Raw genomic sequence first — 14,975 nt, 5'->3', positions numbered from 1 at the left:
AGTGGTGGTGCTGGCTACACCACGGGTCGCCTCTGTGAGCCAGGTCACCGGCCTGCCACATCCGCCCCCGGCGTCGAGTGGAGTACCCTCGGCGGCTCCGGTCCGCAGTAGTCAAATTTGAGGAATGCCTCATCGCTGTGCACACGCTCCCCGCGGCAACGCTCTCCCCGGCCACCGAACCCGAACCCGACCTCCTCCCCGACCTCGATGAACTCATCGGCTGCCGTGCGGTCTTCGTGCCCGGGGACCCGGCCCGCGCCGGCCGCATCGCCTTCTGGCGCCCCGGCGGCGATGGACTCCCGGCCGCCCGGGGCCGCCTCGAGCCGCTCACCGTGGTCGCGGACGACGCCCGTCCGCATACCGTGGCGGCGCTGCTGCTGCCCGTACGGGCCGCGTTGCCGGTCCTCACCCGGGCCCGCGCATCGGCGAACGCCTCCCCGGCGACGGCCTTCTGGGGCGCGGCGACCATCCTCGCCCTCCAACTCGCCGCACGCGGACTGCTGTTGCCGGGGCTCACCGCCACCGATCACGACGCCTGGCGGCTCGGACCGCTGACACTCCAGGACCTGGAGCGGGTCCGCACGCTGGCGGCCGCGATGCCGCCCGCCGCGCACTGCGTGCCGCTGGACAAGGCAGCTGATCCGCTGCTGCTGCCGGAACCGGAGCGGCTGCTGCGCGCCTTCCTCGACGCGGTCGCCGACGGTCTGCCGCGCACGCCCGCGGCCGCGATCGCGGCAGGCGGTCCCGCCTTCGCGGCGCGCGAGCCGCAGCACCTTCCCGGCCGGCGCGCCTGGGCGGCGGACGTCGCCGCGGGCCATGACGCGGGTGTACGGCTCTCCTTGCGCATCGAGCTGCCGGGTCTCGCGGAGGCGGACGTGGAGGGCGCGGGGCCCGTCTTCCGTGCCGTCCTGCAGATGCACCGCGCCGGCGATCCGACGCTCGTCGCCGACGCCGCCGAGGTATGGGCCGGAGCAGGCCACCCGGATGTGGCCTTCGGGTCGCGCGCCCGGATGGACGCCCTGCTCGCGCTGCGCCGCGCCGCCCGCGCCTGGACGCCGCTTACTCCACTGCTCCATGCCGCCGTACCGGACGCGATCGAGCTCGCCGACGAGGAGGTCACCGAGCTGCTCGGCGAGGCGGCCCGGGCGCTGGCGGCGACCGGCGTCCAGGTGCACTGGCCGAAGGAGATGGCGCGCAAGCTCACCGCGCGCGCCGTGATCGGCCCGCCCGAGGAGCCCGGACAGGAAGAGGGCAAGGCTCCGCAGCAGGACCATTCCGGGCTGCCGTCCTTCCTGTCGGCGGACGCTCTGCTCGCCCTCAACTGGTGGTTCGCGCTGGGCGATCAGCAGCTCACCCGGGCGGAGCTGGACCGGCTCGCCGAGGCGAGCCGCCCAGTCGTGCGCCTGCGCGACCAGTGGGTGCTCATCGATCCGGAGGAGGCTCGGCGCGCACGCGAGAGCCAGGACCGCAAACTGACTCCGGTCGACGCGCTCGGCGCCGTACTCACCGGCACGACCGAGGTCGACGGCCGCCGCATCGACGTACAGGCGTCCGGATGGCTGGCGCGGCTGCGCGACCGGCTGGCCGATCCCGAGGGCGGACAGCAGGAGATCGGACAGCCCGCGGCGCTCGCCGCGACCTTGCGCGACTACCAGCTGCGCGGCCTCAACTGGCTGAACCGTATGACCTCGCTCGGCCTCGGCGGCTGCCTTGCCGACGACATGGGACTCGGCAAGACGATCACGCTCATCTCGCTGCATCTGCACCGGCAGACCGACCCATCGGCCGCCGGCCCCACGCTCGTCGTCTGCCCGACGTCCCTGCTGGGCAACTGGCAGCGCGAGATCGAGAGATTCGCGCCCGGCACTCCGGTACGCCGCTTTCACGGCGCATCCCGCGATCTCGACGCCCTGGCGGACGGGGAGTTCGTGCTCACCACGTACGGCACGATGCGGGTGGACGCCAAGAGGCTCGGCCAGGTGTCCTGGGGCATGGTCGTCGCCGACGAGGCGCAGCACGTCAAGAATCCGTACTCCGCCACAGCCAAGCGGCTGCGCACCATCGGCACGAAGGCCCGGGTCGCGCTCACCGGCACGCCGGTGGAGAACAACCTGTCCGAACTGTGGGCGATCCTCGACTGGACCACGCCTGGGCTGCTCGGGAAGCTCGGCACTTTCCGTACGCGCTATGCGCAGGCGGTGGAGGGCGGCAACGATCCGGCCGCGGCCGGGCGACTGGCCTCGCTGGTACGGCCGTTCCTGCTGCGCCGGCGCAAGTCCGACCCGGGCATCGCGCCCGAGCTGCCGCCCAAGACCGAGACCGACCGGGCTGTTTCGCTGACCGGGGAACAGACCGGTCTGTACGAGGCGGTCGTACGGGAGACCCTCGCCGCGATCTCGGAGGCCGGTGGCATGGAACGGCGCGGTCTGGTGGTGAAGCTGCTCACCGCGCTCAAGCAGATCTGCAACCACCCGGCGCAGTATGTGAAGGAGCAGAGCCCGAAGGGAGCGCGGCCGCGGACAGCGGGCCGCTCCGGCAAACTTGAGCTGCTGGACGAACTCCTGGACACCATCCTGGCCGAGGGCGCGAGCGTGCTGGTCTTCACCCAGTACGTCCAGATGGCGCGGCTGCTCGAGCAGCATCTGGCGGCACGCGGCGTACGCACGCAGTTCCTGCACGGCGGCACGCCGATCGCCGAGCGTGAGGCGATGGTGAACCGCTTCCAGGACGGCGAAGTACCCGTCTTCCTGCTCTCGTTGAAGGCCGCGGGTACCGGGCTGAACCTCACCCGGGCCGAACATGTCGTGCACTACGACCGCTGGTGGAATCCAGCCGTCGAGGCGCAGGCCACCGACCGGGCGTACCGCATCGGTCAGCACCGTCCCGTGCAGGTCCACCGGCTGATCGCGGAGGGCACCATCGAGGACCGGATCGCCGACATGCTTGCGCGCAAACGGGAGTTGGCGGACGCGGTCCTCGGCTCCGGCGAGGCCGCCCTGACGGAACTGACCGACGCCGAACTGGCGGACCTGGTGGAGCTGCGAGGGAGCGGGCGATGAGCGGCGGCGACGAGATGGAGCGCACGTTCGACGCGCTGCCGCCGGCGCGCGGGCAGGGTTTCACACAGACCTGGTGGGGCCGGGCTTGGCTCAAGGCCCTGGAGGACACGGCGCTCGACGGCGAGCAGCTGAAGAAGGGCCGCAGGCACGCGCGTGAGGGTGCCGTCGGTGCGGTGTCGGTACGTCCCGGGCGGATCACCGCCGTCGTACGGGACCGGGACGGCACCGCGCACCGCAGCGATGTGCTGCTGCAGGAGCTGAGCGAGGAGGAGTGGAACCGTCTCCTGCACATGGCAGTCGACCGGGCGGGGCATATCGCGGCGCTGCTCGACCGGGAGATGCCACCGCATCTGGTGGAGGACGCGGCGGCCGCCGGGGTCGAGCTGCTTCCCGGCATCGGCGACCTGGAGCCCGAGTGCGACTGTGAGGCATGGGACCACTGCCCGCATACGACGGCCCTCTGCTACCAGGTGGCGCGTCTCCTTGACCAGGATCCGTTCGTGCTGCTGCTGATGCGGGGGCGCGGGGAGCGTCGTCTCCTTGACGAGCTGCAGATACGGAGTGTGGCGCGGGCGGCCGGGAACGTGCCGGAGCAGGAGGCCGGCCAGGCGCGGACACCCGAGGGTGTGCGGGCCGACGAGGCGTTCGCGACCCGGAGCGTCGTGGCGCCGCTGCCGGCTCCTCCGCCACTGCCCGACGAGCCCGGGCAGCCGCCCGCGCTGGACACGGAGACTCCTCCGGCGCCCGGTATCGACACCGCGGCGCTGGAGTTCCTGGCCATGAACGCGGCGGCGCGGGCGCACCGGATGCTGTCCGAGGCTCTCGCACCCGGTCATGAACAACAGCCGTTGGAGGTGACGTTGACGCTGGACCAGGATGCGGTACGGCTGGCCGCCGCCGGGCCGGAACCGGCGATCGCGGGACGTCTCGCCGTGGGCACGGACCGGCAGCGCGCCGAGCTGGACCTGGCCGTGCGCGCCTGGCGGTACGGCGGTACGGCCGCCCTCTCGGTGCTCGAGGAGGGGTGGACGCCGGAGCCCGAAGTGGTGGCACGGGCGCGGACACAGCTCTCCGACGCGTGGGAGGAGGCGGAGCGGCCGCAACTGCGGGCGGGCGGCTCGGGCCGCTGGACGGTGGTGGGCGAGGAGGCGCAGCTGCGCGTGGGCCGTGACGGCCGCTGGTGGCCGTACCGCAAGGAGCGCGGCCGCTGGGTCCCGGCCGGTCCCCCGGACCACGATCCGGCTGCGGCGCTGACGGACGTGCTGGGCGGGACCGGCTGAACGGGCCGTGCCGCGCATGTGTTGGCAGTGTGTCAGGCGGTGTTCATCCGGGCGCCTCATGGCGTTCGGGAGGGGCGCTCAGCCTGGCCCTGTCACATGATCTGTTGGCCAGGAGGCCCGATGTCCCCGCACGCGCACAAGCAGCGCACCGTACGCCGCTCCTTCGCCGTGGGGCTGCCGGTCGCCTTGCTCGCGGCGATCACCGTGGCGGGCACCGCCACGGGCGTGCCGGGTCACGACGACGGCCGGGAACGGGCTCCGCGCGTGGTGGGGACAGCGGCTCTCGGCGACATTCCGCTGGGGCGGTTCAGTAACGCGCTGCTGCCCGGCACGGTCGCCGACGACCGCGGCGTCGACCTCGGCGGGATCGGCAGCGACCTCTGGCCGGCCGGCCGGAAGGGCGAGTTCTGGACGGTGACCGACCGCGGGCCCAACGGCCAGATCAAGGTGGACGGCAAGAAGCGCCGTACCTTCCCCGTCCCCGGGTTCGATCCGGCGATCGTGAAGGTGCGGGTGTCCGGGGACGAGGTGAAGGTGATCACGGCGATCCCGGTCACCACGCCGTCCGGCAAGCCGGTCACCGGTCTGCCGAACCAGGCTTCGCGCGACGAGGCCCCGTACACGTACGACGCGAGGACCCCGCTGTCGTACGACCCCAATGGCCTCGACACCGAGGGTATTGTCCGTGCCGCTGACGGCAGCTTCTGGCTCGCCGACGAGTACGGCCCGTCCCTCGTGCATGTCTCCGCCCGCGGCAGCGTTCTGGCGCGTTACGTGCCCAAGGGACTCAAGCTGAAGGGCGCCGGCTATCCGGTCGTGGAGGCTCTGCCCGGCATTCTGCTCCAGCGCAAGACCAACCGCGGCTTCGAGGGTCTGGCCCAACTCCCGGGCGGCGACCTGGTGCTGGCGGTGCAGAGCCCGCTGTCCGTGCCGGACGCGGCCGCGGGCGAGGCATCACGCAACGCGCGGCTGCTGCGTTTCTCGCCGAAGAAGCGCGCCGTGACGGCGGAGTACGCCTACCGCTTCGACGCGGTGGACGTGGTCGACCCGAGCGAGAACGACACCTCGGAGCTCAAGATCTCCTCGGTGGTGGCCGTCGGCCGTAACAGCCTCCTTGTCCAGGAGCGAACCGACAAGACGTCCCGACTGCACCGGGTCACGCTGCCACGCGGCGGCGGCATCCTGGACAGTGCCTGGGACGACCCGGCGACCTCCCCGTCGTACGAGCAGATCGAGGACCCCTCGGCGGCGGGCGTGCCCGTGCTCCGCAAGAGCCTGGTCGTCGATTTCGGCAAGGTCGCGGGTGTGCCCGGCAAGGTCGAGGGGGTCGCGCTGGCGGGATGCGACACGCTCGCGCTCATCAACGACAACGACTTCGGCATGAGTGATGGGCCCGAGGCCTTCGACGCGCAGGGGCGCCTGGTGGACAGTGGCATCGAGACGACGGTGACGTACGTCCGACTGCCGCGGTCACTGCGCGGCTGACCACCGGGGGTTGACGCCGGTCACCAACTGAGTTCCTCACAGCGGCAGTTGACGCGGTCGTCTTCCGTCACTCGCGCCACGGCCGCGTAGCGAGTCCGATACACACATCTTGTCGACCGGTTCGGCCCGTGCGCGCGAAGACGCCTTCCGCATTTCCCAGTTGGATCTGGTGCAGTGGCCGGCCCGCGAGTACGGGGTGTCCCGGCTCGACACACGTACCGGCCGGACACTCGCGCGGGCGAGTCTCCGCGCGCCGGTGTCCGCGACACCAACTGCGTCCGTGTCGCCAAGTTCCGCAAAGAGTGGCTGTCGGCGGGAGATCCTCATTGCGGCCTCCACCGTCATTCGCGGGAGGCCGCGCCGTACCGTCCCGCCCCTGACACCCCCACCAGGAGAGTCCCGTGAACCGTAGAGGACTGCTCCGGGGCGCCGCCGCCGCGGCCGCCACCGGTGTACTGCTGCCCGCCGCCCGCGCACATGCCGCCGCCGGGGACGACACCGACTATCCGGCCGCCTACTGGACGCCGGCCTCGACCGCCAACTGCACGGCGTCCGACCGCCCTTCGGAATATCCCGTCGAGTATGTGGTCATCCATGTGACCCAGGAGAGTTTCAACGACACCATCGGAATCTTCCAGAACCCGGCGAAGCAGGTCTCCGCGCACTATGTGGTCCGCTCCGCGGACGGCTCTGTCGCGCAGTGTGTGCGGGAGTGTGACGTCGCCTGGCACGCCGGCAACTGGGACTACAACACCCGCAGCGTCGGCATCGAGCACGAGGGCTGGGTGGACCAGCCGGCGTACTTCACACAAGCCCTGTACGAGCAGTCGGCGGCGCTCACCGCCTGGGTCTGCGATCGCTACGCCATCCCCAAGGACCGGGCGCACATCATCGGCCACAGCGAGGTGCCGGGCGCCACGCACACCGACCCCGGTCCGCTGTGGGACTGGGAGTACTACATCCGGCTGATCAACTACGTCTGATGCCGGGACGCTTGTCGGTCCTCACGGATGGCGCCACGATGGGCGCGGGAGGCCGAGTTGAGCGACGCATGGGTGGCCCTGGAATCCGGCGCGGATCCGGCGGAGCGGCTCGCCGCGCTCAGCCGGGCGTACGACGCGTATCTGACGGCGGGCCGGGTCGAGCGGCCGGTGCGTTCCGTGGTGGCGGAGTCCTGGCGGCGTTCGGCCGGCGCGCATGTCAGCCCGGAGGGTACGGCCGGAGTCGAGCTGGACGCCGACGATCTGGGGGCATACCGCGAGAGTCATCCGCTGGCGGCGGTAATGCCGCTGGTCCGGGAGCTGATGGGCGCGTACGCGATGGATGGGGAGCATCTGGTCGCGGTCTGCGACGCGCATGGCCGGCTGCTGTGGGTCGAAGGACCTTCGGCCACCCGCCGGAATGCGGGCCGGATGAACTTCGTTCCGGGCGCCCGCTGGGCCGAGGCGGTCGCCGGGACGAACGCCCCGGGCACGGCGATCACGGTGGACCGGCCCGTCCAGGTGTTCGCCGCCGAGCACTTCCGGCGGCCGGTGCAGGCCTGGACCTGCGCCGCGGCCCCGATCCACGACCCGGCCACCGGGCGGGTGCTGGGCGCGGTGGACATCACCGGCGGCGACCGGCTGGCGCATCCGCACAGCCTGGCGTTCGTCGCGGCCGTGGCACGGGCCGCCGAGTCGCAGCTCGCGCTGCTGGCCCCGCCGCCCGCGGCCGACCGTGTGCGCCTTTCGGCGCTGGGACGGGACGAGGCACTGCTGGTGGCGGGCGGGCGCAAGGTGCGGCTGAGCCGCCGGCACAGCGAGATCCTGGTGGTGCTGGCCCGGCACCCGGAAGGTATCGGCGGCGACGAGCTGCTGGTTGAGCTGTACGAGGACGAGTCGGTCACCCCGGTCACGCTGCGGGCCGAGCTCTCCCGGCTGCGCGGCCTGCTCGGTCCTGAACTGCTGCGCTCCCGTCCGTACCGGCTGGCCGCGCCGGTCGACGCGGACTTCGCCGCGGTGGCGCGCCGGCTGGCCTCGGGGGCGGTGACCGGGGCGCTGAGCGCGTACGCGGGTCCGCTGCTGCCGGCGTCGCAGGCACCCGCGGTGGCACGGCTGCGGCGCCGTCTGGAGGACGAGCTGCGGGCGGCACTGATCGCGCGCGGCGATCCGGGACTGCTGGCGGACTGGGCGTACAGCCCGTGGGGCGAGGACGACCTCGCGGTGTGGCAGGCGCTCGCCGCCGTACTGCCCGTACAGCAGCGTCCGTCAGCGCTCGCGCGCGTACACGAGCTCGACGACTGGCAGGGCTCGTGACAGCTGCCGTACGGCACAACCCGGCCTATATTCGAACACACGGACAATGGTCATAGAGTCCCACCCCTTTCCCCACCGGATGACGGCTCCCACACTGCGATCACGGGCCAATCTCCATAGTGTCGTGTGATGGAGCACCACAGGCACGCCCGGCCGGGCCCCTGTCAGGCGCTCCCCATCCGAACCGGAGGGAGCCCCCCATGCCGGAGCTGTTCATCGGCGGTCGGTGGACCGCCGCGGTCGACGGACAGGTTCGTGACATCCGCTGCCCCGCGGACGGCACCCTCGTCGCGACCGTCGACGAGGGGGGGCCGAAAGACGCCGCGGCGGCGATCGCCGCGGCCCGTGACGCCTTCGACCGCGGACCGTGGCCCGGCACTCCGGCCGCGGAGCGCGGCCGGCTGCTGCTGCGCGTCGCCGACCTCCTGCAACGCGACAAGGACGCACTCGCCCGCGCCGAATCCCTGGACACCGGGAAGCGGCTCGTGGAGAGCGAGTACGACATGGACGACATCGCGAACTGCTTCCGCTACTTCGGCAATCTGACGGCCGCGGGCGGCACGGACCGGGTTGTCGACACCGGCAGTCCCGAAGCGGACAGCAGAGTGGTGCACGAGCCGGTCGGCGTGTGCTCACTGATCACTCCGTGGAACTACCCGCTGCTCCAGACCTCCTGGAAGGTCGCCCCGGCACTCGGCGCGGGAAACACCTTCGTACTCAAGCCCAGCGAACTGACCCCGCACACCGCCATCATCCTGATGCGGTTGCTGGCCGAGGCCGGGCTGCCGGACGGGGTCGCCAACCTGGTGCTGGGCGCGGGGCCCAGCGTGGGCGCGCCGCTGACCGAGGATCCGCGGGTCGACATGGTGTCCTTCACCGGCGGTCTTGCCACCGGGCGCCGCATCATGGCGGCCGCCGCACCCACCGTGAAGAAGATCGCGCTGGAACTGGGCGGCAAGAACCCGAACATCGTCTTCGCCGACGCGGACTTCGACACGGCGGTCGACTACGCACTGATGGCGGTGTTCCTGCACTCCGGCCAGGTCTGCTCGGCCGGGGCGCGACTGCTGGTCCAGGACGAGCTGCACGACAGGTTCGTCGACACGGTGGTGGCCAAGGCTCACGAGATCAGGCTCGGCGGCCCGTTCGACAAGAACGCCCGGACCGGGCCGCTGATCTCCGCCGCGCACCGCAACAAGGTCGAGGCGTATGTCGCGGCAGGGCTGGCCGAGGGCGCGGTGCTGCGCTGCGGCGGCGCGCGGCCCAAGGATCCCGCGCTGCGGGACGGCTTCTACTACCTGCCGACCGTGCTGGACGAGTGCGCGCCGGGCATGTCCGTGGTGCGCGAGGAGTCGTTCGGCCCGGTGCTCACCGTGGAGCGGTTCCGCGACGAGGAGGAGGCGGTCTCGCTCGCCAACGACACGGAATACGGGCTGGCCGGAGCAGTCTGGTCGCAGGACGTCGGCCGGTCACACCGGGTGGCCTCCCGTATGCGCGCCGGTACCGTATGGATCAACGACTTCCATCCGTACGTGCCCCAGGCGGAGTGGGGCGGCATGAAGCAGTCAGGTTTCGGCCGTGAACTGGGTCCGGCCGGGCTGGCCGAGTACCAGGAAGCGAAGCACGTCTGGCGCAATCTCGCGCCGCGCCCGCAGAGGTGGTTCGAATGAGTACGAATACCGGCGGCGGCCCGGACCCGGCCGGCACTGCCAGGACGCAGGGCCAGCACGACGACGACGCGCTCGGCGCATTCGGCTACAAACCGGAACTGAAGCGTACCCTCGGCAACTTCCACACCTTCGCCGCCGGGGTCAGCTACATCTCCATCCTGACCGGCACTTTCCAGCTCTTCTACTTCGGTGTCGCCTTCGGCGGCCCCGCGTACTGGTGGTCCTGGCCGATGGTCTTCCTCGGCCAGTTGATGGTGGCGCTGTGCTTCTGCGAGCTCGCCGCCCGCTACCCGGTGGCCGGGTCCGTCTACAACTGGGGCAAGAGCATGGGCGGTCCGCACATCGGCTGGCTCGGCGGCTGGATGATGATGACGGCCACCATGGTGACGCTCTCCGCGGTGGTCCTCGCCTACCAGATCACGCTGCCGCGGATCAACGACTGGTTCCAGTTCGTGGGTGACGGCAGTGGCAAGACGGACGCGGCCGCCAACGCCGTTCTCCTCGGCTCGGTGCTCATCCTCTTCTCCACCCTGGTGAACGCCTTCGGCGTCAAACTCATGGCGACCATCAACTCCGGCGGCGTGTTCATCGAGCTGATCGCCGCCGTCGCCCTGGTCATCCTTCTCGCGGTACACATCACCCGTAGCCCCAGTGCCGTCCTGACCCAGACCTACGGACTCGGCAAGGGCGAGCCTCTCGGCTACTTGGGCGCGTTCCTGACCGCCTCGCTGGCCTCCGCGTATGTGATGTACGGCTTCGACACGGCGTCGTCGCTCGGCGAGGAGTCGCACGATCCGAGCCGCAACGCGCCCCGCGCCATCCTGCGGGCTCTCATCGCGTCCTTCGTCATCGGCGGGCTGATCCTGCTCTTCGCCCTGATGGCCGTGCCGAACCTGTTCGCGAAGCAGCTCTCCACAGAAGGTCTGCAGTACGTCGTGCTGGTGACGCTCGGCTCCACGATCGGCGAGATCGTACTGTGGTGCGTGGTCATCGCGATCACGGTCTGCACACTGGCCGTGCACGCCGCGGGCATCCGGCTGATGTTCGCGATGGCCCGGGACAACAACCTGCCGGCGGGTTCGCGACTCGCGCGGGTCAGCCCGCGCTTCAAGACACCGGTGGTGCCCGCCGTGGTGATCGGTTTGGTGGGCGTCTTCATCCTGGTCATCAACATCAACCAGCCGCAGATCTTCTCGGTGATCACCAGCATCGCCATCATCATGATCTACCTGGCCTATCTGCTGGTCACCGCCCCGATGCTGGTCCAGCGCCTGCGCGGCAAGTGGCAGCCCGCCGAAGGCAAGTTCTCACTCGGCAAGTTCGGGCTGCCCGTCAACATCCTCGCGGTGCTGTGGGGCGCGGCCATGTCGATCAACCTCGCCTGGCCGCGTGCCGAGGTCTACAACGCCACCGGACCGCAGCACTGGTATCTGCGCTGGGGCGCGTTCCTCTTCATCGGCGTGGTCGCCCTCGGCGGCTTCGCCTACTACTGGTTCGTCCAGCGGCACCGTACGGGCGTCCTCGCCGAGCACCGCGCCGTGCTCGCGGACGAACCGCCGACTGCTGCCGCCTCCTGACACTTCCCCGATCCTGAGATCCCCTCGCTCCTCTCCCAGCGATCCTGGAGATTGCCTCGGTCCTCCTGTCCCACCGACCTTGGAGATGCGATGCCTGCAGAAAGCCCCGTCCACGAGTTCGACTATGTGGTGGTCGGCGGCGGCACGGCCGGCGCCGTCATCGCCGCGCGACTGACCGAGGACCCGGACGTCAGCGTCTGTGTGCTGGAGGCCGGTCCGTCGGACGTGAGCAACGAAAGCATCCTCCGGCTCGACCGGTGGATGGCTCTGCTGGAGTCCTGTTACGACTGGGACTACCCGGTGGAGCCGCAGGAGAACGGCAACAGCTTTCTGCGGCACGCCCGCGCCAAGGTGCTCGGCGGCTGCTCCTCGCACAACTCCTGCATCGCCTTCTGGGCGCCGGCGGAGGACCTCGACGAGTGGGGTTCGTTGGGCTGTACGGGCTGGAGCGCCGAGGACTGCTTCCCGCTCTACCAGCGCCTGGAGACCAATGACGCGCCCGGAGAGCACCACGGCCGCTCGGGCCCGGTCATCATCCGCACCGTCCCGCCGAACGACCCGTGCGGAAGGGCGCTGCTGGCCGCATGCGCGACTGCGAACATCCCCACGACGCCGTTCAACACCGGCGTCACGGTGGTGCGCGGCGCCCACTGGTTCCAGATCAACTGCCGTCCGGATGGCATCCGTTCGTCCGCGTCGGTGTCGTATCTGCACCCGATCCTCGGCAAGCGGCCGAACCTGGAGGTACGTACCGATCTTCAGGCCAAGCGGCTGGTGTTCGACGGGGACCGGCGCTGCACCGGTGTGGAGTACCTGGAGCCGGACACCATTCACAGCGCCGCGGTCACGGCGCGTCGCGAAGTCATCGTCTGCTGCGGGGCCATCGACTCGCCGAAGCTGCTGATGCTCTCGGGCATCGGGCCGGCGGACCATCTGCGGGACTGCGGAGTGGACGTGCGGGTGGACTCCCCCGGCGTCGGCTCGCATCTGCAGGACCATCCGGAGGGCGTGATCATGTGGGAGGCGAAGCAGCCCATGGTCACCTCCTCCACGCAGTGGTGGGAGATCGGCATCTTCGCGGACACCGAACCGGGCCTCGACCGGCCGGACCTGATGTTCCACTACGGCCAGGTGCCGTTCGACATGAACACCTACCGGCGCGGATACCCGACGTCCGACAACGCCTTCTGTCTCACCCCGAACGTCACCCGGGCCCGGTCCATGGGCACGGTGCGGCTCCGCTCCCGCGACTTCCGTGACAAGCCGAAGGTCGACCCGCGGTACTTCACGCACGAGCACGACATCCGGGTGATGACGTACGGTCTGCGGCTCGCCCGTCAGATCGCCTCGAGGGCGCCGATGGCGGAGTGGGCAGGCCCGGAGCTCGCTCCGGGCCCGGCGCTGCAGTCCGACGAGGAGCTGTTCAGCTATATCCGCGAAACGCACAACACCGTCTACCATCCGGCGGGCACGGTGCGGATGGGCGCGGCGGACGACGCCGATTCGCCGCTCGATCCGCAGCTGCGGGTCAAGGGCGTCAGCGGGCTGCGGGTGGCCGACGCGTCCGTGATGCCGTTCCTGCCGACGACCAATCCGTGCATCACCACGATGATGATCGGCGAGAAGTGCTCCGACATGATCAAGGCGACCTGACGCCGGTCCGATCCCTTGGTCCGGCCCTCGGCCGGATCCCCCGGCCTGCCCCCCGGCCTGCCCCCGGCCGGATCCCTCGGGCTGACCCCCGGGCTGATCCGCAACCTGCTTGCAACGTACGGGCTCCTAGCCTCACGGCGAGCGCCGTCCAAAGGCGGACGGCACCCTCACCGGGAGGCCTTGGAGATGACCCGATACGCAGCGCCGGGCAGCGACGGCGCGATCGTCTCGTACCAGTCCCGCTACGACCACTGGATCGGCGGCGAGTACGTCCCGCCGGCCGGTGGCCAGTACTTCGAGAACCCGAGCCCGGTCAACGGCCGTCCCTTCACCGAGATCGCCCGCGGCACCGCCGAGGACGTCGAACGCGCCCTGGACGCGGCGCACGCCGCCGCACCCGGCTGGGGCCGCACCTCCGCCGAGGCACGCGCGGGGATCCTCAACAAGATCGCCGACCGGATGGAGGCGAACCTCGAGCAACTCGCGGTCGCCGAGAGCTGGGAGAACGGCAAGCCGGTACGGGAGACCCTGGCCGCGGACATCCCGCTCGCCATCGACCACTTCCGCTACTTCGCCGGGGTTCTGCGCGCCCAGGAGGGCTCGCTGAGCGAGGTCGACGACGACACCATCGCGTACCACTTCCATGAGCCGCTCGGCGTCGTGGGCCAGATCATTCCGTGGAACTTCCCGATCCTGATGGCGACCTGGAAGCTGGCGCCCGCGCTGGCCGCGGGCAACGCGGTGGTACTGAAGCCGGCCGAGCAGACTCCGGCGTCCATCCACTTCTGGATGAGCCTGGTGGCCGATCTGCTGCCGCCCGGCGTCGTCAATATCGTCAACGGCTTCGGCGTGGAGGCCGGCAAGCCGCTCGCCTCCAGCCCGCGCGTCGCGAAGATCGCGTTCACCGGCGAGACCACGACGGGGCGGCTGATCATGCAGTACGCCTCCGAGAACATCAAACCGGTCACGCTGGAACTCGGCGGCAAGTCGCCGAACATCTTCTTCGACGACGTATGGGCGGCCGACGACGACTTCCGCGACAAGGCGCTCGAGGGCTTCACCATGTTCGCCCTCAACCAGGGCGAGGTCTGCACATGTCCGTCGCGTGCGCTGATCCAGCGCGGGCACTACAGCGAATTCCTGGAAGCGGGCATCGCCCGCACCGAGAAGATCGTGTCGGGCCACCCGCTGGACACCGACACGATGATCGGCGCGCAGGCCTCCAACGACCAGCTCCAGAAGATCCTTTCGTATCTGGACATCGGTCAGCAGGAGGGTGCGAAGATCCTGACGGGCGGTCAGCGCATCGAATACGAGGGCGAGTTGGCGGGCGGTTACTACGTCCAGCCGACGATCTTCGAGGGCGACAACCGCATGCGGGTCTTCCAGGAGGAGATCTTCGGCCCGGTCGTCGCCGTCACGTCCTTCTCGGACTTCGACGACGCGATCAAGACGGCGAACGACACGCTGTACGGGCTCGGCGCGGGCGTGTGGACCCGGGACATCAACACCGCCTACCGGGCTGGGCGCGCCATCCAGGCGGGACGGGTCTGGACCAACTGCTACCACGCCTACCCGGCGCACGCGGCGTTCGGCGGCTACAAGCAGTCGGGCATCGGCCGCGAGAACCACAGGATGATGCTGGACCACTACCAGCAGACGAAGAATCTCCTGGTGAGCTATTCACCGAAGAAGCTCGGCTTCTTCTAGGGCCAAGAAGAGGGCGCCTGAACTGGGCTGCTGCCCGTCAGGCGCCCTCTGCGCCATCCGATTACAAAGCAGCCCGGATTGCGTCGACTATCCGAACTCCTCCCACCGGTCTCCCACTCCTGACCAGCAGTTGCGGACCAGATCCGACAGCCCTGGGGAACTTGGCGTAGTGCCGGAAGAGAACTTCAACGCTCTGCCCGGCTCGGCGCGCGCATTCGACCGGGTCCACGTCAGAGTGCAGCCAGAC

9 protein-coding genes are annotated in these 14,975 nt (G+C 70.3%); all 9 read left to right on the top strand.

What is annotated here, in order from left to right; genetic code table 11:
• The first annotated feature begins 137 nt into the window (after positions 1-137).
• The 9 genes from OG966_RS36355 (at position 138) to exaC (ending at position 14,728) form a co-directional block, all read left to right on the top strand.
• Positions 138-3,059 (top strand): DEAD/DEAH box helicase, encoded by a 2,922-nt coding sequence (locus OG966_RS36355; RefSeq protein WP_442806786.1) that lies wholly within the window; start codon positions 138-140, stop codon positions 3,057-3,059.
• Entirely contained in the window at positions 3,056-4,339 is a 1,284-nt protein-coding gene (locus tag OG966_RS36350) for an SWIM zinc finger family protein (protein ID WP_326654329.1), read from the top strand. The genes OG966_RS36355 and OG966_RS36350 overlap by 4 nt, the downstream gene beginning before the upstream one ends.
• Before the next feature lie 120 nt (positions 4,340-4,459).
• Positions 4,460-5,824: an esterase-like activity of phytase family protein gene (locus OG966_RS36345; protein WP_326654327.1), complete on the top strand. Its 1,365-nt coding sequence runs from the start codon at positions 4,460-4,462 to the stop codon at positions 5,822-5,824.
• Positions 5,825-6,225: 401 nt separating this feature from the next.
• Complete coding sequence (locus OG966_RS36340; protein ID WP_326654326.1) at positions 6,226-6,807, top strand: N-acetylmuramoyl-L-alanine amidase; 582 nt, start codon at positions 6,226-6,228, stop codon at positions 6,805-6,807.
• 57 nt (positions 6,808-6,864) lie between these two features.
• Positions 6,865-8,118 carry a GAF domain-containing protein gene (locus OG966_RS36335; RefSeq protein WP_326654325.1) on the top strand — a complete coding sequence of 418 codons (1,254 nt, stop codon included), beginning with the start codon at positions 6,865-6,867 and terminating at the stop codon, positions 8,116-8,118.
• A 200-nt stretch (positions 8,119-8,318) separates the two neighbouring features.
• Positions 8,319-9,788, top strand: a complete 1,470-nt coding sequence (locus OG966_RS36330; RefSeq protein ID WP_326654324.1) for an aldehyde dehydrogenase family protein — start codon at positions 8,319-8,321, stop codon at positions 9,786-9,788.
• Complete coding sequence (locus OG966_RS36325) at positions 9,785-11,365, top strand: APC family permease (protein WP_326654323.1); 1,581 nt, start codon at positions 9,785-9,787, stop codon at positions 11,363-11,365. The genes OG966_RS36330 and OG966_RS36325 overlap by 4 nt, the downstream gene beginning before the upstream one ends.
• A gap of 90 nt (positions 11,366-11,455) precedes the next feature.
• Entirely contained in the window at positions 11,456-13,018 is a 1,563-nt protein-coding gene (locus OG966_RS36320; protein ID WP_326654322.1) for a GMC family oxidoreductase, read from the top strand.
• 186 nt (positions 13,019-13,204) lie between these two features.
• On the top strand, positions 13,205-14,728 hold the full coding sequence (gene exaC, locus OG966_RS36315) for an acetaldehyde dehydrogenase ExaC (RefSeq protein ID WP_326654321.1): 1,524 nt from the start codon (positions 13,205-13,207) through the stop codon (positions 14,726-14,728).
• Positions 14,729-14,975: the final 247 nt, after the last annotated feature.

It is taken from the genome of Streptomyces sp. NBC_01750, from assembly GCF_035918095.1.
GTDB lineage: Bacteria > Actinomycetota > Actinomycetes > Streptomycetales > Streptomycetaceae > Streptomyces.
The sequence above is the reverse complement of the archived record's forward strand: the minus strand, read 5'-3'. Positions and strand labels throughout refer to the sequence as shown.